This is a genomic window from Streptomyces sp. DT2A-34 (assembly GCF_030499515.1).
In the GTDB taxonomy this organism is placed as follows: Bacteria; Actinomycetota; Actinomycetes; order Streptomycetales; family Streptomycetaceae; genus Streptomyces.
The window spans coordinates 7,939,555-7,958,984 of the sequence record NZ_JASTWJ010000001.1 but is presented as its reverse complement, the minus strand read 5'-3'; the positions used below and the strand labels follow the sequence as shown (position 1 = coordinate 7,958,984).

13 protein-coding genes and 1 pseudogene are annotated in these 19,430 nt (G+C 73.5%); 13 read left to right on the top strand and 1 reads right to left on the bottom strand.

Annotated elements, in window-relative coordinates; translation table 11 throughout:
* The first annotated feature begins 52 nt into the window (after positions 1-52).
* From QQM39_RS35495 to cobC, 13 genes and pseudogenes are all read left to right on the top strand, one after another.
* Complete coding sequence (locus tag QQM39_RS35495) at positions 53-997, top strand: cobalamin biosynthesis protein (protein WP_302001671.1); 945 nt, start codon at positions 53-55, stop codon at positions 995-997.
* Positions 994-2,504 (top strand): annotated as a pseudogene (locus tag QQM39_RS35490) (cobyric acid synthase). The gene QQM39_RS35495 and the pseudogene QQM39_RS35490 overlap by 4 nt, the downstream one beginning before the upstream one ends.
* Positions 2,501-6,157: a cobaltochelatase subunit CobN gene (gene cobN, locus QQM39_RS35485; protein ID WP_302001670.1), complete on the top strand. Its 3,657-nt coding sequence runs from the start codon at positions 2,501-2,503 to the stop codon at positions 6,155-6,157. Before QQM39_RS35490 ends, cobN begins: the two are co-directional and overlap by 4 nt.
* Entirely contained in the window at positions 6,154-8,151 is a 1,998-nt protein-coding gene (locus QQM39_RS35480) for a putative cobaltochelatase (RefSeq protein WP_302001669.1), read from the top strand. Before cobN ends, QQM39_RS35480 begins: the two co-directional genes overlap by 4 nt.
* Positions 8,151-8,750 (top strand): cob(I)yrinic acid a,c-diamide adenosyltransferase, encoded by a 600-nt coding sequence (gene cobO, locus QQM39_RS35475; protein WP_302001668.1) that lies wholly within the window; start codon positions 8,151-8,153, stop codon positions 8,748-8,750. Before QQM39_RS35480 ends, cobO begins: the two co-directional genes overlap by 1 nt.
* A 4-nt stretch (positions 8,751-8,754) precedes the next feature.
* Complete coding sequence (locus QQM39_RS35470) at positions 8,755-10,299, top strand: cobyrinate a,c-diamide synthase (RefSeq protein WP_302001667.1); 1,545 nt, start codon at positions 8,755-8,757, stop codon at positions 10,297-10,299.
* Entirely contained in the window at positions 10,284-11,030 is a 747-nt protein-coding gene (cobI, locus tag QQM39_RS35465) for a precorrin-2 C(20)-methyltransferase (RefSeq protein WP_302001666.1), read from the top strand. The genes QQM39_RS35470 and cobI overlap by 16 nt, the downstream gene beginning before the upstream one ends.
* An 84-nt stretch (positions 11,031-11,114) precedes the next feature.
* Positions 11,115-11,933, top strand: coding sequence for a precorrin-4 C(11)-methyltransferase (gene cobM, locus QQM39_RS35460; RefSeq protein WP_302001665.1), 819 nt, complete (start codon positions 11,115-11,117; stop codon positions 11,931-11,933).
* On the top strand, positions 11,930-13,198 hold the full coding sequence (gene cbiE / locus QQM39_RS35455) for a precorrin-6y C5,15-methyltransferase (decarboxylating) subunit CbiE (RefSeq protein ID WP_302001664.1): 1,269 nt from the start codon (positions 11,930-11,932) through the stop codon (positions 13,196-13,198). The genes cobM and cbiE overlap by 4 nt, the downstream gene beginning before the upstream one ends.
* Entirely contained in the window at positions 13,195-14,886 is a 1,692-nt protein-coding gene (cobJ, locus tag QQM39_RS35450) for a precorrin-3B C(17)-methyltransferase (protein ID WP_302001663.1), read from the top strand. The genes cbiE and cobJ overlap by 4 nt, the downstream gene beginning before the upstream one ends.
* Positions 14,883-15,473, top strand: a complete 591-nt coding sequence (locus tag QQM39_RS35445; protein ID WP_302001662.1) for a precorrin-8X methylmutase — start codon at positions 14,883-14,885, stop codon at positions 15,471-15,473. Before cobJ ends, QQM39_RS35445 begins: the two co-directional genes overlap by 4 nt.
* The gene (locus tag QQM39_RS35440) at positions 15,470-16,414 is read left to right on the top strand and encodes a sirohydrochlorin chelatase (RefSeq protein WP_302001661.1); all 945 of its coding nucleotides are present in this window, start codon (positions 15,470-15,472) and stop codon (positions 16,412-16,414) included. Before QQM39_RS35445 ends, QQM39_RS35440 begins: the two co-directional genes overlap by 4 nt.
* Complete coding sequence (cobC, locus tag QQM39_RS35435; protein ID WP_302001660.1) at positions 16,389-17,465, top strand: Rv2231c family pyridoxal phosphate-dependent protein CobC; 1,077 nt, start codon at positions 16,389-16,391, stop codon at positions 17,463-17,465. Before QQM39_RS35440 ends, cobC begins: the two co-directional genes overlap by 26 nt.
* Here the strand turns inward: cobC and QQM39_RS35430 are convergent.
* Positions 17,438-19,336 carry a DUF2264 domain-containing protein gene (locus QQM39_RS35430; RefSeq protein ID WP_302001659.1) on the bottom strand — a complete coding sequence of 633 codons (1,899 nt, stop codon included), beginning with the start codon at positions 19,334-19,336 and terminating at the stop codon, positions 17,438-17,440. The genes cobC and QQM39_RS35430 overlap by 28 nt on opposite strands.
* Positions 19,337-19,430 lie beyond the last annotated feature (94 nt).

The window sequence follows — 19,430 nt, the reverse complement described above, 5'->3', positions numbered from 1 at the left end:
GATCGACACGCAGTATCAGACCCGCGTCTGACCCCACGGTCGGCTGACCCCGATGCGTGCCGATCGCGTCTTCGCGTACGGCGCCGCCGCCGGACTTCTCGGTGACCTGCTGCTCGGCGACCCTCGCCGGGGGCATCCGGTCGCCGCGTTCGGGCGGGCCGCCGGCGCCGTGGAGCGGGTGTTGTGGCGGGACCACCGGGGCTGGGGCGCCCTGCACACCGCCGTGTGCGCCGGTGGCGCCGTAGCGCTCGCAGCCGTCGCCGCCCGCGCCGTACGTACCTCTCCCGCCGCCTCCCTCGCGCTGACCGGCGCCGCCACCTGGGCCGTCGTCGGGGGGACTTCGCTAGCCCGGGAGGCCCAGGTCATCGGGCGTGCCCTGGAGGCCGGCGATGTCGAGGCGGCTCGGGCGCGGCTGCCGCATCTGTGCGGGCGGGATCCGCAGGCGCTGGACGCGGACGGGATCGCCCGGGCCGTGGTCGAGTCCGTCGCCGAGAACACCTCCGACGCGGTCGTGGGGGCGCTGGTGTGGGGGGCCTTGGGAGGAGTGCCGGGGCTTGTCGGGTTTCGGGCCGTGAACACGCTCGACGCCATGGTCGGGCACAAGTCGCCCAAGTACCGGCGGTACGGGTGGGCTTCGGCCCGGCTCGACGACGTCGCCGGGTGGCCCGGGGCGCGGCTGACCGCCGTGCTCGCGGCTGTGGCGGGGGGCGATCCGCGGGGAGCCGTGCAGGCCTGGCGCGCCGATGCCGCCAAGCATCCGAGTCCCAACGCCGGGCCGGTCGAGGCGTCGTTCGCCGGCGCCCTCGGGGTGCGGCTGGGCGGGACCCTGTCGTACCGGGGACGGGTCGAGCACCGGCCCGTGCTCAACGGTGCCGCCGGGCGCGCCGTCGTCACGCGCGACATCGAGCGTGCCGTACGGCTCTCCCGGCGCGTCGGTTGGCTCGCGCTCGGCGTCAGTGTCGCCGCGCGCCACATCGTGAAGGGGCGTATGTCATGACGGGCGGTGGGCTTCTCGTCGCCGGCACCACCTCCGACGCCGGCAAGAGCGTCGTCACCGCCGGGATCTGCCGGTGGCTGGTGCGGCAGGGGGTCAAGGTCGCGCCGTTCAAGGCGCAGAACATGTCCCTCAACTCGTTCGTGACGCGGGAAGGGGCCGAGATCGGGCGGGCGCAGGCCATGCAGGCGCAGGCCTGTCGCGTCGAGCCGACCGCGCTCATGAATCCCGTGCTGCTCAAGCCCGGTGGCGAGCAGAGCAGTCAGGTCGTGCTCATGGGCAAGCCGGTCGGTGAGCTGAGCGCGCGCGGCTATCACGGCGGGCGGCAGCAGCAACTCCTCGGGACCGTGCTCGACTGTCTCGCCGAGTTGCGGGGCACGTATGACGCGGTGATCTGTGAGGGGGCCGGTTCTCCCGCCGAGATCAATCTGCGGCGGACGGACATCGTGAACATGGGGATCGCGCGCAACGCACGGCTGCCCGTGCTCGTCGTCGGTGACATCGACCGTGGCGGGGTCTTCGCCTCGTTCTTCGGGACCGTGGCGCTGCTGTCGCGCGAGGACCAGGAGTTGGTTGCCGGGTTCCTCGTCAACAAGTTCCGGGGGACGTCTCGCTGCTCGAACCGGGGCTCGACATGCTGCACGGCCTCACCGGGCGGCACACGTACGGCGTCCTGCCCTTTCAGCACGGGCTCGGCATCGACGAGGAGGACGGGCTGCGGGTCTCCCTGCGGGGAGCGGTTCGGGAGTCCCAGGTCTCCGCCCCCGTCGGCGAGGACGTGCTCCGCGTCGCCGTGTGTGCCGTCCCGCTCATGTCCAACTTCACCGACGTCGACGCCCTCGCCGCCGAGCCGGGTGTCGTGGTGCGGTTCGTGGACCGGCCGGAGGAGCTGGCGGACGCCGATCTCGTCGTCGTTCCGGGGACGCGGGGGACCGTGAAGGCCCTGGACTGGCTGCGGGAGCGGGGACTTGCGGACGCCCTCGTCCGAAGGGCCGCTCAGCAAAGGCCCGTCCTCGGCATCTGCGGCGGCTTTCAGGTTCTCGGCGAGCACATCGAGGACGAGGTCGAGAGCCGGCGCGGGCACGTCGAGGGGCTCGGAGTCCTGCCCGTACGGGTGCGGTTCGCCCGGGAGAAGACCCTCACCCGGCCGGTGGGGGAAGCCCTCGGCGGGCCCGTCGAGGGGTACGAGATCCATCACGGGGTCGCCGAGATCAGCGGCGGAACCCCCTTCCTGGACGGCTGCCGGATCGGTCAGACCTGGGGCACGCACTGGCACGGCTCGCTGGAGTCGGACGGTTTCCGGCGGGCCTTTCTGCGTGAGGTGGCGGCCGCCGCGGGCCGTCGCTTCGTGCCGGCCGCCGACACGTCGTTCGCCGCGCTGCGCGAGGAGCAGCTCGACCGGCTCGGCGATCTGATCGAACAGCACGCGGACACGGACGCGCTCTGGCGGCTCATCGAGTCGGGCGCGCCGCAAGGACTGCCTTTCATTCCACCGGGAGCGCCCGCATGAGCACTGTGTTGTTGTTGTCGACCGCCGACACGGATCTGCTGGCGGCCCGCGCCGCCTCCGGTGCCGACTACCGGATCGGCAACCCGACCCGCGTGGACGTCGACGGCGAGCTGCCCGCGCTGCTCGACGGCGCGGACATCGCCGTCGTACGGCTGCTGGGCGGCAAGCGGGCGTGGGAGGACGGGCTCGCCGAGCTGAAGGCGTCCGGTGTCCCGACCGTCCTGCTGGGCGGCGAGGCCGTCCCCGACGCCGAGTTGATGGCCGAGTCGTCCGTCCCGGCCGGTGTCGTGGCCGAGGCGCTGAAGTACCTCGTCGAGGGCGGGCCCGCCAACCTCACCGAACTCGCCCGGTTCCTCTCCGACACCGTGCTGCTCACGGGCGAGGGGTTCGTCGAGCCGCAGAAGATGCCGGAGTACGGCGTCCACGGCGAGCGTCCCCTCCTCGACGGCCGTCCGACGGTCGGCGTGCTCTTCTACCGGGCCCATGAGCTGAGCGGCAACACCGCCTTCGTGGACACCCTGTGCGACGCCATCGAGGCGCGGGGCGCCAACGCCCTGCCCGTGTACTGCGGTTCGCTGCGCGGTGCGGACGCGGAGCTCTACGAGATCCTCGGCAAGGCCGACGCCCTGGTCGCCACCGTCCTCGCGGCGGGCGGCACGCACGCCTCGCAGGCGTCGGCGGGCGGCGACGAGGAGGCCTGGGACATCGGCAGGCTCGCCGAGCTCGACGTCCCCGTGCTGCAAGGTCTTTGCCTCACCTCGTCGCGGGCCGCCTGGGACGAGTCCGACGCCGCCCTCTCCCCCATGGACGCGGCGATGCAGGTCGCGATCCCGGAGTTCGACGGCCGCCTCATCACCGTCCCGTTCTCCTTCAAGGAGCAGGGCCCGGACGACGTTCCCGTGTACGTCGCCGACCCGGAGCGGGCCGCGCGCGTCGCGGGGATCGCCGTACGGCACGCGCGGTTGAAGCACAAGCCGAACGCCGACAAAAAGCTCGCGCTCGTCTTCACCGCCTACCCGACCAAGCACTCGCGCGTCGGCAACGCGGTCGGCCTGGACACGCCCGCGTCGGCGGTACAGGTCCTGGACGCGCTGAAGGCGGCCGGGTACGGCCTCACCGAGTACCCCGACAACGGCGATGAGCTGATCCACCGGCTCATCGAGGCCGGCGGGCACGACGTCGAGTGGCTGACCGAGGACCAGTTGGCCGCCGCGCCCGCGCGGGTGCCGCTCGCCGACTACCGGGCGTGGTTCGACAAGCTCGACCCGGAGTTGCGGAACGCCATGCTGGAGGCGTGGGGCGAACCGCCGGGCTCCCTGTACGTGGACGGCGACGACATCGTGCTGGCCTCCCTCCGGTTCGGGAACGTCGTCGTCATGATCCAGCCGCCGCGCGGCTTCGGCGAGAACCCGATCGCGATCTACCACGACCCGGACATGCCGCCGTCGCACCACTACATGGCGGCCTACCGGTGGCTGGAGAACTCGTTCGGCGCCGACGCGATCGTGCACATGGGCAAGCACGGCACGATGGAGTGGCTGCCGGGCAAGGGGCTCGGGCTCAGCGGCGGTTGCGCGCCGGACGCCGTGCTCGGTGAACTGCCGCTGATCTACCCGTTCATCGTCAACGACCCCGGCGAGGGCACCCAGGCCAAGCGCCGCGGTCACGCCACCGTCGTCGACCACCTCGTGCCGCCGATGGCACGCGCGGACACCTACGGCGATCTGGCCAAGCTGGAGCAGCTCCTCGACGAGTACGCGCTCGTCTCCGACCTGGACCCGACGAAGGCCCCCGCGGTCCGGGCGCAGATCTGGACGCTGGTCAAGGCGGCCGAGCTCCACCACGACCTGCATGTCGACGAGCAGCCGGACGACGAGACGTTCGACGAGTTCGTCATGCACATCGACGGCTATCTGTGCGAGATCAAGGACGTGCAGATCCGCGACGGGCTGCACATCCTCGGCGGCGGGCCGGTCGCCGAACCGCGTGTCAACCTCGTGCTCGCCGTGCTGCGCGCCTCGCAGGTGTGGGGCGGGCAGGCCAACGCCCTGCCGGGGCTGCGGGCTTCGCTGGCGGCATATTTCGGGCTCGACGAGAAGGAGTTGCTGGCCGAGCCGGGGGCGCCGGTGAAGGTGCCGGTGGAGCTGTCCGACCTCGTCGAGGGCCCGTCGCGTACGGCCGCCGACGCGATCGACCTGCTGGAGCAGCTGTGCCGGCGGCTCGCGGAGGGGATGGAGTCCCGGTCGTGGGACGTGGCGGCCGTCCCGGCTCTCGTCCGTGACGTCCTCGGCGCCGAACTCCCCGACGCCGTCGCCGTGTTGGAGTTCGCCTGCGACGAGGTCGTGCCTCGCCTGGCGAGGACCACCGACGAGATCGGCCACATCCTCAAGGCCCTCGACGGCGGTTACGTCCCGGCCGGTCCGTCCGGCTCGCCCACGCGCGGACTGGTCAACGTCCTGCCGACGGGCCGGAACTTCTACTCCGTCGACCCCAAGGCCATCCCGTCCAGGCTCAGTTGGGAGGTCGGCCAGTCGCTCGCCGACTCGCTGGTCGCCCGCTACCTCCAGGACACCGGCGCATACCCGAAGTCCGTCGGCCTGACGGTCTGGGGCACGTCCGCGATGCGCACCCAGGGCGACGACATCGCCGAGATCCTCGCACTGCTGGGCTGCCGTCCGGTGTGGGACGACGCCTCGCGCCGGGTGACCGGCTTCGAGGTGATCGGCCTGGCGGAGCTCGGGCGGCCGCGCATCGACGTCACAGTGCGCATCTCCGGGTTCTTCCGGGACGCCTTCCCGCACGTGGTCGGGCTGATCGACGACGCGGTGCGGACGGTGGCCGAGCTGGACGAGCCGGCCGACCGGAACTTCGTCCGCGCCCACGCCGACGAGGACACCGCCGAACACGGCGACCGGCGGCGCGCGACGGCCCGTGTCTTCGGCTCCAAGCCCGGCGCGTACGGCGCGGGCCTGCTGCCGCTGATCGACGCCCGGAACTGGCGTTCGGACGCCGACCTGGCCGAGGTGTACGCCGTCTGGGGCGGCTACGCCTACGGACGCGGGCTCGACGGGCGGGCGGCGCGCGGGGACATGGAGACCGCGTTCAAGCGGATCAACGTCGCCGCGAAGAACGTCGACACGCGCGAGCACGACCTCGTCGACGCCGACGACTACTTCCAGTACCACGGCGGCATGGTCGCCATGGTGCGGCACCTGACCGGCGCGAACCCCGAGGCGTACGTGGGTGATTCGGCGACTCCGGACCAGGTGAAGACCCGCACGCTGGGCGAGGAGACGCACCGCGTCTTCCGCGCCCGCGTGGTCAACCCCCGCTGGATGGCGGCCATGCGCCGGCACGGCTACAAGGGCGCCTTCGAGATGGCGGCGACCGTGGACTACCTCTTCGGGTACGACGCCACGGCCGGGGTCGTCGACGACTGGATGTACGAGAAGCTGTCGGCCGAGTACGTCTTCGACGCCGAGAACCGGGACTTCATGAAGAAGTCCAACCCGTGGGCGCTGCGCGGCATCACCGAGCGGCTCCTGGAGGCCGCCGACCGCGGGCTGTGGGCCGAGCCGGACGCCGACACGCTGGAGCGGCTGCGGGCCACCTACCTGGAGCTGGAAGGCGACTTGGAGGGCGACGAGAAGTGACAACTCCCTTCCCTTTTACGGCCGTTGTCGGCCAGGACGACCTGCGGCTCGCGCTGCTGCTGAACGCCGTGTCACCGGCGGTCGGCGGTGTGCTGGTGCGCGGCGAGAAGGGCACGGCCAAGTCGACGGCCGTACGGGCGCTTTCGGCGCTGATGCCCGAGGTGCCGGTGGTCGCCGGATGCCGTTTCTCGTGCAACCCGAGCGCTCCCGACCCCGCGTGCCCGGGCGGGCCGCACGAGGCCGGGGCGGGCACCGAGCGCCCCGCCCGCATGGTCGAACTGCCCGTCGGCGCCTCCGAGGACCGGCTGGTGGGCGCGCTGGACATCGAGCGGGCGCTGGCGGAGGGCGTGAAGGCCTTCGAGCCCGGCCTGCTCGCCGACGCCCACCGCGGGATCCTCTACGTCGACGAGGTCAACCTCCTCCACGACCACCTGGTCGACCTGCTGCTGGACGCGGCGGCGATGGGCGCCTCGTACGTCGAACGCGAGGGCGTCTCCGTCCGGCACGCCGCCCGTTTCCTGCTCGTCGGCACCATGAACCCCGAAGAGGGCGAGCTGCGGCCGCAGTTGCTCGACCGGTTCGGGCTGACCGTCGAGGTCGCGGCCTCGCGGGAGCCGGACCAGCGGGTGGAGGTCGTACGGCGGCGGCTCGCGTACGACGACGACCCGGCCGCCTTCGCCGCGCGGTGGGCTGACGAGGAGGCCGCCGTACGGGCTCGGATCGTGGCGGCGCGGGAGCTGCTGCCGTCGGTGCGGCTGGGCGACGGGGCGCTGCGGCAGATCGCGGCGACCTGTGCCGCCTTCGAGGTGGACGGCATGCGGGCCGACATCGTGATGGCCCGTACGGCCACCGCGCTGGCCGCGTGGGCCGGGCGGACGGATGTGCTCGCCGAGGATGTGCGGCAGGCGGCGCTGCTCGCGCTGCCGCACCGCAGGCGGCGTAATCCCTTTGACGCGCCGGGGCTTGACGAGGACAAGCTGGACGACACGCTGGAGCAGTTCTCCGGGGAGGGGGACGAGGATCCCGATCCGGACGGGCCCGGGGGCGGGGGTGGCGGGCAGCCGCCGCAGTCCGACGACGGCGGGCCTCAGGGTGGAGACACCGCCGCGCGTCCCGAGGCCGGGGAGAGCGGGGAGCCGCAGCCTTCGGGGGCCGGTTCGGGCGAGCAGCAGGCCGTGCGCGCCGCCGAGCCCTTCCGGGCCAAGGTGCTGAGCGTGCCGGGCATCGGCGAGGGCGCCGCCGGGCGGCGCTCGCGGGCCCGGACCGAGCACGGGCGGACCACCGGGGCCCGGCGACCCCGGGGCGCGCTGACCAAGCTGCATCTGGCGGCGACCGTGCAGGCCGCAGCGCCGCATCAGCGGGCGCGGGGGCGGTCGGGTCCGGGGCTGGTGCTGCGGCGGGACGATCTGCGGCAGGCGACGCGGGAGGGGCGTGAGGGGAATCTCGTGCTGTTCGTCGTGGACGCCTCGGGGTCGATGGCGGCGCGGCAGCGGATGAGTGCCGTGAAGGGCGCTGTGCTGTCGCTGCTGCTGGACGCCTATCAGCGGCGGGACAAGGTGGGGCTGGTGACGTTTCGTGGGGCTGCTGCCGATGTGGCGTTGCCTCCCACGTCGTCCGTGGACGCGGCGGCGGCCCGGCTGGAATCCCTGCCGACGGGTGGGCGGACGCCGCTCGCGGCCGGGCTGCTGAAGGCGCATGACGTGCTGCGGGTGGAGCGGCTGCGGGATCCGGCCCGGCGGGCGCTCGTCGTGGTCGTGACCGACGGGCGGGCCACCGGGGGGCCGGAGCCGGTCGCGCTGGCCGGGCGGGCGGCGCGGCTGTTCGCCGCCGAGGGGATCGCGTCCGTGGTCGTGGACTGCGAGTCGGGGCCCGTGCGGCTGGGGCTCGCGGGGCAGCTCGCGGGTGAGCTGGGCGGTACGGCGGTGACGCTGGACGAATTGCGGGCGGACTCGATCGCCGGACTGGTGAAGGACGTACAGAGGAGGGCCGCGTAGTGCCTCAGGGTCAGCCGAGTGTGGTGCCGGACGATGGACTGACGACTCGTCAGCGTCGTAATCGGCCGCTTGTCGTCGTGCACACGGGCGTCGGGAAGGGCAAGTCGACCGCTGCGTTCGGGCTTGCCCTGCGGGCCTGGAACCAGGGGTGGCCCATCGGGGTGTTCCAGTTCGTCAAGTCGGCCAAGTGGAAGGTCGGCGAGGAGAACGCGCTGCGGGTGCTCGGTGCAAGTGGTGAGGGCGGGTCCGTCGACTGGCACAAGATGGGTGAGGGTTGGTCGTGGGTGCAGCGTGACGATCAGATGGACAACGAGGAGAAGGCCCGGGAGGGCTGGGAGCAGGTCAAGCGGGACCTGGCGGCCGAGACGTACAAGCTGTACGTGCTCGACGAGTTCGCGTACCCGATGCACTGGGGGTGGGTGGACACCGATGAGGTGGTCGACGTGCTCCGTGATCGGCCCGGTACCCAGCATGTCGTGATCACCGGGCGGAACGCGCCCGAGAAGCTCGTCGAGTTCGCCGACCTGGTGACCGACATGTCCAAGGTGAAGCACCCGATGGATGTGGGTCAGAAGGGCCAGAGGGGCATCGAGTGGTGATCGCGTGATGTCCTCCTCCTCGTCCTCGTCCGTCCCTCGGCTGGTCATTGCCGCGCCCTCCTCGGGCAGCGGCAAGACCACCGTCGCCACGGGGTTGATGGCCGCGCTCACCGCGCGGGGGCTCGCCGTGTCTCCGCACAAGGTGGGGCCGGACTACATCGATCCCGGGTATCACTCGCTCGCCACCGGGCGGGTGGGGCGGAATCTCGACGCGTATCTGTGCGGGCCGGAGTTGATCGGGCCGTTGTTTCTGCATGGGGCGCGCGGGTGTGACGTCGCTGTCGTCGAGGGCGTCATGGGGATGTACGACGGGGCCGCGGGGGAAGGGGAACTGGCGTCCACCGCGCATGTGGCGAAGTTGCTGCGGGCGCCGGTGGTGCTCGTCGTGGACGCTTCGTCGCAGTCTCGGTCCGTTGCGGCGCTGGTGCATGGGTTCGCTTCGTGGGATCCGGAGGTGCGGGTCGGGGGCGTGATCCTGAACAAGGTCGCGTCGGATCGGCATGAGGAGTTGCTGCGGGAGGCGTTGGACTCGGCCGGGGTGCCCGTGCTGGGGGTGCTGCGGCGGGTTGCGCAGGTGGATACGCCTTCGCGGCATCTGGGGCTGGTGCCGGTCGCCGAGCGGCACGCTGCCGCTGTGGAGGCCGTGGGGGCGATGGCGGCGCAGGTTTCCGCAGGGTGCGATCTGGAGGCGTTGGTCGCGCTGGCGCGGGGTGCGGGTGTGTTGTCGTGTGCGGCTTGGGATGCGGGTGAGGTCTTGGTTCCCGCGGCGGAGCCGCTGATGGATGCAGCGCCCCCGCCGCCCCTTCCCGTCCCGACCTCCAAGGGCTCCGCCCCTTCGACCCCGCCAGGGGGCTCCGCCCCCTGGACCCCCGATCGGCCTGAACGGCCTCGTCCTCAAACTCCCCCAGAGGGGGCACCCCCAGACGGGCTGAAGAATGGCGACCGGCGTGTGAGCGTTGCCGTCGCCGGCGGTCCCGCCTTCACCTTCTCCTACGCCGAGCACGCCGAGCTTCTCGCCGCCGCCGGTGCCGAAGTCGTCCCCTTCGACCCCCTCCGTGACGAGCAACTCCCCGACGGCACCCGGGGCTTGGTCATCGGGGGCGGGTTCCCCGAGGTGTACGCCGCTGAGCTGTCCGCCAACGAACCCCTGCGCAAGGCCATCGGTGACTTCGCGTTGAGCGGCGCTCCCGTCGCCGCCGAGTGTGCCGGGCTGCTCTATCTCTGTCGGGAGCTGGACGGGCAGCCCATGTGCGGGGTGCTCGATGCCGGTGCCCGGATGAGCGAGCGGCTCACGCTCGGGTATCGGGACGCCGTCGCCGTGAGTGACAGTGTGCTCGCCGGGGCGGGGACGCGGATGCGGGGGCACGAGTTTCATCGGACCGTCGTCGAGCCCGGCTCGGGGGCGGCGCCCGCCTGGGGGGTGCGCGCCCCTCAACGGCGGGTCGAAGGTTTCGTACAGCAGGGCGTGCACGCGAGTTATCTGCACACGCACTGGGCCTCGCAGCCCGGTGTCGCCCGTCGGTTCGTGGAGAGGTGCCGGACGTCATGAGCAGCAGCAGGTTGATCGGAGTCGGGGTGGGTCCCGGCGACCCGGAGCTGGTGACCGTCAAGGGCGTCAACGCTCTGCGGGCCGCCGATGTCGTCGTCGTACCCGTGATGGACACGGGTGAGCGTGGACGCGCCGAGGCGACCGTGCTGCATTACGTGCCCGAGGAGAAGGTCGTGCGGGTCGTGTTCGCCCTCAATGAGCGGACCGACCGGGGGCGGCGCGAGGCCGCCTGGGACGCGGCGGGCGAGCGGGTGGCCGAGCTGCTGCGCGGGCATGCCGCCGTGGCCTTCGCGACCATCGGTGATCCCAATGTCTATTCGACCTTCACCTATCTCGCCCAGACCATCGGCGAGTTGGTGCCCGACACCGTCGTCGAGACCGTGCCTGGCATCACCGCCATGCAGGACCTCGCCGCGCGGTCGGGTGCCGTGCTGACCGAGGGGACCGAGCCGCTCACGCTCGTGCCCGTCACGGCGGGGGCGACCGTGCTCAAGGAGGCTCTCGCCGGGCCCGGCACCGTCGTCGCCTACAAGTTCGGCCGGCAGGCGCGGGAGGTCGCCGAGGCGCTGCGGGAGACCGGGCGGCTCGGGGACGCGGTGTGGGGGTCGGCACTCGGGCTGGAGGAGGAGTCGATCCGGCCGGCCGCCGAGCTCGGCGGCACGCCCCTTCCCTATCTCTCGACGCTCATCGCCCCCGCGCGGCGCGACGGCGGGCGGGGCGGCAAGCTCTGACGCCCGTACGACGTCCCGGGCAACGCCCCGCCGCCCGTCCCCGCTGATCCCCTGAACCCCCTTGTAGGAGAGGACCGATTCCCCATGGCCGATGCCCCCACCGGCAAGGTGACCTTCGTCGGTGCCGGCCCCGGCGCCGCCGATCTGCTGACGTTCCGCGCCGCGCGTGCCATCGCCGAGGCCGACGTCGTGATCTGGGCGGCCAGCCTGGTGCAGGCGGAGGTCCTCCAGCACGCGCGTGAGGACGCCGAGATCCTCGACTCGGCGACCATGTCCCTGGAGGACGTCGTCGCCGTGTACGAGCGGGCCCGTGAGGCCGGACTCAAGGTCGCGCGCATCCACTCCGGTGACCCCGCCCTCTGGGGCGGTACGCAGGAGCAGCTCGACCGGTGTGCCGGGATCGGCGTCGAGACCGAGGTCGTGCCCGGGGTCTCCGCCTTCTCCGCCGTCGCCGCGCTCGCCCAGCGGGAGCTGACGATCCCCGAGGTCGCGCAGTCCGTCGTCCTCACCCGGCTCGGTGGCGGCAAGACGCCGATGCCGCCCGGCGAGGAGGTGCGGGAGTTCGCCAAGCACGGGACCACCATGGCGATCTTCCTGTCGGCCGCCCGTAGCGGGCAGCTCGTGCGGGAGCTGCTGGAGGGCGGGTATCCGACGTCGACGCCGGTCGTCGTCGCCTACCAGGCGACCTGGCCGGAGGAGCTCGTCGTGAAGTGCACGATCGGCACGCTGGAGGAGACCGTCAAGGAGCACAAGCTCTGGAAGCACACCCTGTTCCTGGTCGGCCCGGCCCTCGACGCGCACGGCACCCGCTCGCACCTCTACCACCCCGGTCACTTCCACGGGTACCGGAAGGCCGACCCGCAGGCGCGGCGGGCGCTGCGCGAGCGCGGGGCGAGCACGTGACCTCCGAGCGGCCGATCCGCGAGCGGCCGATCACGGTCGTCGGTACGGGGACGGGGGCGCCGCTGCCCGAGGACGTCCTCGCCGATGCCGAGCTGGTCGTCGGCGGGCGGCGGCATCTGGAGGCCGTACGGCTGCCGGACGGGGTGGAGCGGGTCGTGCTCGGGGCGCTCTCGGCCGCCCTCGACACGGTCGAGGAGTACGTCGCGAAGGATCGGCCGGTCCTGGTGCTGGCCTCCGGCGACCCCGGGTTCTTCGGGATCGTGCGGGCGCTCGCCGAGCGGTTCGGGTCGGAGCGGCTGGATGTGCGGCCAGGGGTGTCGTCCGTCGCCACCGCCTTCGCGCGGCTCGGGCTGACCTGGGACGACGCGGTCGTCGTCAGCGCGCATGGGCGGGATCCGCGGACGGCCGTCAATGTCTGCCGGGCGCATCCCAAGGTCGCCGTGCTGACCGGGCCGGGGGCCGGACCGGCCGAGCTGGGTGCGGCCCTGCGGGACAGCGGGCGTGTGCTGGTGGTGGCCTCCGCGCTGGGCGATCCCGAGCGGGAGCGCGTGGAGCGGGTGTCGCCCGCCGAGGCGGCGGCCCGTGACTGGGGTACGGCGGTGAGCGTCGTGCTGTGCCTGGACAGGACACGGATGCTCGGCCCGGTGCGGACGCTCGCGGGGCCGGACGTACGGCCCGCCGGATGGGCTCTGGGCGAGGCCGACTTCGCGCACCGCGACTCGATGATCACGAAGTTCGAGGTGCGGGCGCTGGCCCTGGCCCGGCTGGGCCCACGGCTCGGCGACCTGGTGTGGGACGTCGGCGCGGGCTCCGGCTCGGTGGCCGTGGAGTGCGCCCGGCTCGGGGCGGCGGCCGTCGCCGTCGAGAAGGCACCCGACGGGGTGGCGCGGATCCGCGCCAACGCCGCCGCACACGGCGTGGACGTGCATGTGGTGCACGGCGCGGCGCCGGACGCGCTCGCGGGTCTCGCCGACGACCCCGACGCCGTGTTCGTCGGCGGCGGCGGGCGCGAACTGCCCGCCGTCGTCACCGCCTGCGCGCGGCGCGCCCGGCGCACGGTGGTCGTCGCCATGGCCGCGCTCGACCGGGTACCGGCCGCCCGTGAGGCGCTGAAGAGTGCCGGGTTCGACTGCGACGGAGTGCTGTTGCAGTCGTCGCGGCTCGCGCCGCTGCCGGGGGACGTCACCCGGCTGGCGGCGACCAATCCCGTTTTTCTGCTGTGGGGTGTCAGGCCCGACGGCCGTAGCGAAGGAGTTGCCCAGTGATCGGCCTCATTTCCGCCACCGCGGCGGGGGCGGCGGCGCGGGACCGGCTGGTCGCCGCGTGGCCGGAGCGCGTGCGCGTGTACGACGGGCCCGTCGGGGACGCCGTACGGCGGGCGTTCGCGGAGTGCGAGCAGCTCGTGTGCTTTCTCGCGACGGGAGCGGTCGTACGGCTGATCGCCCCGCTGCTGGGTGACAAGGCGACCGACCCGGGCGTGGTGTGCGTCGACGAGGGCGGGCGGTTCGCCGTGTCGCTGGTCGGCGGGCATGGCGGCGGGGCCAATGAACTCGCCCGGGAGGTCGGGGAGTTGCTGGGGGCCGAGCCCGTGGTGACGACGGCGACCGATGCCGTGGGGCTGCCCGGTCTGGACACGCTCGGGTTCCCGGTGGAGGGCGATGTCGCCGGGGTCTCGCGGGCCCTGCTCGACGGTGAAGCGGTGGCTCTGAAGGCCGAGTTGGCCTGGCCGCTGCCGCCGCTCCCGGTCGCCGCCGAGGGTTCCTGCACCGTCCGTCTGACGGATCGGCTCGTCGAGACCGTCGCCGAGCACGAGGTCGTCCTGCGCCCGCCGTCCCTCGTCGTCGGCGTCGGTGCCTCCAAGGGCGCCCCCGTCGACGAGGTGCTCGGGCTGATCGAGAGCGCGCTCGGCGACGCCGGCCTGTCCCCCAAGTCCCTCGCGGAACTCGCCACCGTCGACGCCAAGGCCGACGAACCCGGCATCGTCGAGGCCGCCGAACGCCTCGGCGTCCCCCTCGTCACCCACTCCGCCGAGGAGCTGGCCGCCGTCGAGGTCCCCAACCCCTCCGAGGCGCCCCTCGCCGCGGTGGGCACCCCCTCGGTCGCCGAGGCCGCCGCTCTCGTGGGCGGCGGCGAACTCCTCGTACCCAAGCGGAAGTCGGAGCGCGCCGACGGGCAGCCGGCGATGGCGACCTGTGCCGTCGTACGGCGGCCGGGGCGCGGGCGGCTCGCGGTCGTCGGGCTCGGACCCGGCGCCCGGGACCTGCTCACCCCGCGTGCGAAGGCCGAGCTGCGGCGGGCCTCCGTGCTCGTAGGGCTCGACCAGTACGTCGACCAGATCCGCGACCTGCTGCGGCCCGGCACGCGGGTCCTGGAGTCGGGGCTCGGCGCCGAGGAGGAGCGGGCCCGGACGGCCGTCGCGGAGGCCCGGAAGGGGCAGGCGGTCGCGCTGATCGGCAGCGGTGACGCCGGCGTGTACGCCATGGCCTCCCCCGCGCTCGCCGAGGCCTCCGACGACATCGACGTGATCGGGGTGCCGGGCGTCACCGCCGCGCTCGCGGCCGCCGCGATCCTCGGTGCGCCGCTCGGGCACGACCACGTGTCGATCAGCCTCTCCGACCTGCACACACCGTGGGAGGTCATCGAGCGGCGGGTGCGGGCCGCGGCCGAGGCGGACATCGTGGTCACCTTCTACAACCCCCGTTCCCGGGGCCGGGACTGGCAGCTGCCCAAGGCCCTCGCGATCCTCGCCGAGCACCGCGAGCCCACGACGCCGGTCGGTGTCGTACGGAACGCGTCACGGCCGGACGAGTCCGCTCGGCTCACGACACTGGGCACCCTCGACCCGGCGACGGTCGACATGATGACGGTCGTGACGGTGGGCAACACGGCGACCCGGGACATCGCGGGGCGCATGGTGACGCCGCGCGGCTACCGCTGGCAGGAGGCCGAGTGAACCGCGTCGTTCATCCCATCGAGGAGGAGTCCTACCGGCGGCTGCGCGCCCGCCTGGACACCTCGCACTTCCCGCCGCTGACCCGGGCGGTGGTGGAGCGGGTCATCCACTCCGCGGCCGACCTGGAGTACGCCACCGATCTCGTCACGGACGAGGGCGACCTGGAGAAGGCGCACGCGGCCCTGCACACGGGCGCGCCCGTCGTCGTGGATGTGGAGATGGTCGGGGCCGGCATCACCCGGCGCGAGACCGTGTGCCGGCTCAGGGATGCCGTGGCCGGGCCGGGGCTGACCCGTTCGGCGCACGCGATCCGGCTCGCCTACGAGCAGGTCGGCCCGGGCGCGCTCTGGGTCATCGGCAACGCACCCACCGCGCTGGAGGAGTTGCTGACCCTCGATGCCTCCCCCGCGCTCGTCATCGGTCTGCCCGTCGGCTTCGTCGGCGCGGTCGAGTCCAAGGCCGCGTTGCGCGAGAGCGGGCTGCCCGCCGTGAGCAACGTGTCCGAGAAGGGCGGTTCGGCGGTCGCCGCTGCCGCACTCAACGCTCTGCTGTACCACCCCACTTCAGATTCCGAGGAGAAATCGTGACCACCCCGCCGCCCGCCCTGCTCATCGCCGGTCATGGCACCCGGGACGATGCCGGAGCCGAGGCGTTCCGCGACTTCGTCCGGGAGCTGGGGGCCCGCCACCCCGGCCTGCCCGTCGCGGGCGGCTTCATCGAGCTGTCCCCGCCGCCCCTGGGCGAGGCCGTGACCGAGCTGGTCGAGCGGGGCGTGCGGCGTTTCGCCGCGGTGCCGCTGATGCTGGTGTCGGCCGGGCACGCCAAGGGGGACATCCCGGCGGCGCTGGCCCGCGAGAAGGAGCGGCACCCCGGGATCTCGTACACCTACGGCCGCCCGCTCGGCCCGCACCCGTCGCTGCTGTCCGTCCTCGAACGGCGGCTCGACGAGGCGCTCGGCACGGAGGGGCGCACGCCCGGCGACCGGGCCGACGTCACCGTGCTGCTCGTCGGGCGCGGGTCGACCGACCCGGACGCCAACGCCGAGGTGCACAAGGCGGCGCGGCTGCTGTGGGAGGGGCGCGGATACGCGGGCGTGGAGACGGCGTTCGTGTCGCTCGCGGCGCCGGATGTGCCGAGCGGTCTCGACCGGTGCGTGAAGCTGGGGGCGAAGCGGATCGTCGTCCTGCCCTACTTCCTGTTCACGGGCATCCTGCCGGACCGGGTGCGGCAGCAGACGGAGGGCTGGGCGGCCGCGCACCCGGAGGTCGAGGTGCGCTCGGGGGACGTCATCGGCCCGGAGCCGGAGCTCCTCGACCTGGTGATGGAGCGGTACGAGGAGGCGCTGAAGGGCGACCTGCGGATGAACTGCGACTCGTGCGTGTACCGCATCGCGCTGCCCGGCTTCGAGGACAAGGTCGGCATGCCCCAGCAGCCGCACTTCCACCCGGACGACGACGGCCACCACCACCATGGGGACGGTCATCACGACCACGGCCACCACCATGGCAGCCACTCCCATGCCCACTGAGGCGCACGACCTGCGCCACCACGGCGACGCCGAGGTCCGCGACGACGGCTCGGCGCTCGTCGACCTCGCCGTGAACGTCCGCGCGGACACGCCGCCCACCTGGCTGCGCGAGCTGATCGCCGGGTCGCTGGGCTCCCTCGCGGCCTACCCGGACGGGCGGGCCGCGCGGGCGGCGGTGGCCGCGCGGCACGGGCTGCCGGCGGAACGGGTGCTGCTCACGGCGGGGGCGGCGGAGGCGTTCGTCCTCCTCGCCCGCGCGCTGAAGGTGCGCCGGCCGGTCGTCGTGCACCCGCAGTTCACGGAGCCGGAGGCGGCCCTGCGGGACGCGGGGCACACGGTCGACCGGGTGCTGCTGCGGGAGGCGGACGGCTTCCGGCTCGATACGGCGGCCGTCCCCGAGGACGCCGACCTGGTGGTGATCGGCAACCCCACGAACCCGACGTCGGTGCTCCACCCGGCCGCGTCCATCGCCCGACTCGCCCAGCCGGGGCGGACGTTGGTGGTGGACGAGGCGTTCATGGACGCGGTGCCGGGTGAGCGGGAGGCGCTGGCGGGGCGGACGGACGTACCGGGCCTGGTCGTGCTGCGCAGCCTGACGAAGACCTGGGGCCTGGCCGGTCTGCGCATCGGCTATGTCCTCGCCGCCCCGGACACCATCGCCGACCTGGAACGCGCCCAGCCCCTGTGGCCGGTCTCCACGCCCGCGCTCGCCGCCGCCGAGGCCTGCGTGTCGTCCCCGGCTCTGGCGGAGGCGGGCCACGCGGCCCACCGCCTCGCCGCCGACCGGGCCCATCTCGTCGCGGGGCTCGGCGAGTTCGCGTCGGCCGGACTCCGGGTCGTCGAGCCCGCCGAGGGTCCCTTCGTCCTCGTACGCCTGCCGAGGGCGGCCGCCGTTCGCCGGCACCTGCGCGAGCTCGGGTTCGCGGTGCGGCGTGGGGACACCTTCCCCGGGCTGGGCGAGGAGTGGCTGCGGCTGGCGGTGCGGGACCGGGGGACGGTCAACGGGTTCCTGCGGGCACTGGATCAGGCAATGGCTCTGGCGCGCCGCTGAGCCCGGCGGGGCACCCGCTCCGGGGTGCCGTCCGGGAAGCGGATCTCCACGGTGCCGTCGGCGGTGACGGTCGCGCTCGCCCCCGTGAGCGGCGGGTGCGGGGCCGCGCTCAGCATGACGAGGGTCACCAACAGCCGGGCGCCTGCGGGCAGTTGGAGCACCGGAGTCGCCGAGTGGTGGCCCACGGCGTTCCTGCCGACGCCGCGCACGACCGCCGCCTCGGCGTCGTCCCAGCCGTACAGGCCGACGACCGCGCTGGTCAGCCCGTCCGACCGGCGGGCCAGCGCCCGGCCGGGGCCGGTGCGCGCGACCGGGGGTGCCGTGTCGTCGGCCACCGCCCAACCGCCTTCCCGCACGGGCGTGTCGGGCGGTACGTCGAGGCGGTGCACCCGCACTTCCCACGGCCCGTGCACGACGCTGACGGTCTCGATACGGCCGTCCTGCCAGGATCCGGCCCGCCGGCCCTCGGCGCCGAGGGGATGGATGCGTCCGCGCCGGGAGGGCGTTCCGTCGGGACCCAGCAGGGCGATGTGGTTGTCGACGCCCGGCGTTTCGGGGGCGGTCGCGCTGGAGTAGGCGAACCGGGCGTAGTGCGGGCTGTCGTCGGCCGTGGCGGGCGGGGGCGGGAGGCGGTCGCTGCCGTGGTTGACCAGCCGTACGATCCCGTCGGCCGCGGTGGAGTGCAGCAGCCAGCCGGGGGCGGGCAGGGCCAGGGTCACGTCCTCGGTGTCCACGGCGGCGGGTTCCTCCGGTGCCGTCCAGACGGGGTGGTCGGCGGGCAGCAGCAGCCCCAGGAAGGCCTTGCTCGCCCAGTACGGGGAGGCGGGGCCCGAGTAGCGCTGGGTGACGGGGAGGAAGGGCCGGTACCAGCCGAGGGTGAGCAGGCCTCGCGAGTCGGGCACCCCTCGCTCGGCGAAATGCTTCAGCGCACCGGACGCCAGACGTCGGGTGCGGCCCGGCGGGAGCGGGGTGGCGTCGGCGAGGGCGCCCGCCCACAGCGGGGCGGTGGTCGCGAAGCGGTAGGTGAGGGAGCGGCCCTGGTGGACGGGGGCGCCGTCGGAGCCGAAGAAGTGCTGGTGGACGGCGAGGAACTCGCGCAGCCGGGCACGGTGGCGAGCCACGGTGGCCGTATCCGCCCGTGACCCCGCGATCCGCGCCCACAGCACCGGATACAGGTGCAGCGCCCAGGCGTTGTAGTAGTCGAACTTCCGCCCGTCGCCGTCGGTGTACCAGCCCCCGCCCCGGTACCAGTCGTCCAGGCGGGCCAGCCCGGCGTCGATCTCGGCCCGGCTGTGCGGGGCGCCCACGGAGGCGAGGAACTCCTCGGTGATGACCTGGAACAGCCGCCAGTTGGAGTCATTGACGTCCGCGCCGACGAAGGCGCCGAGCCAGGCGCACACCCGTTGCCGTACGGCGTCGTCGAGGTGGTCCCACAGCCACGGGCGGGACTCGTGCAGGGCGATGGCGACGGAGGCCGCCTCGACCATGGGCTGGGCGCGGTCGGTGATGGGGGGCCAGTGTTCGGGGTGGTGCGGGTCGGTGCCGGTGGCCAGGCCGGTGGCGTACCGCTCGATGAGAGCCGGGCCGACCCGGCCGCCGGAGCCCGCGATGCGGAAGGCGGCGAGGAGGAAGGAGCGCGCGAAGCCTTCCAGGCCGTCGGACCAGGGGCCGGAGTGGCTGGGCGGTCCGGGCAGGCGGTACTGGGCGAAGCCCGGTGCGGCGTACGGCAGCAGCCCGTCGAGGAGCCGGTCGGCGATCGCCTCCCAGTGGGCGCGGGTCCAGCCGGTGCGGGGCGAGAGGGTCGGGTCGGTCGGGGGAAGCCCGGGAAGGTGCGTCGGGTCGTCGGGGGGCGACACATGCGGCGCGGTCATACGGGTTTCGGTCCTCCATGAAGTTGGGGGCGACGGGAGCGCCCCTTCAGGGGCGCGGGGCTGCATCGACATGCGGCTCCGCCGCGTGGGCGCG

Coding starts and splice junctions, on each gene's coding strand:
- QQM39_RS35495 (WP_302001671.1), top strand. CDS start 53: ATGCGTGCCGATCGCGTCTTCGCGTACGGCGCCGCCGCCGGACTTCTC.
- cobN (WP_302001670.1), top strand. CDS start 2,501: ATGAGCACTGTGTTGTTGTTGTCGACCGCCGACACGGATCTGCTGGCG.
- cobM (WP_302001665.1), top strand. CDS start 11,115: ATGGCCGATGCCCCCACCGGCAAGGTGACCTTCGTCGGTGCCGGCCCC.
- cobC (WP_302001660.1), top strand. CDS start 16,389: ATGGCAGCCACTCCCATGCCCACTGAGGCGCACGACCTGCGCCACCAC.
- QQM39_RS35430 (WP_302001659.1), bottom strand. CDS start 19,336: ATGACCGCGCCGCATGTGTCGCCCCCCGACGACCCGACGCACCTTCCC.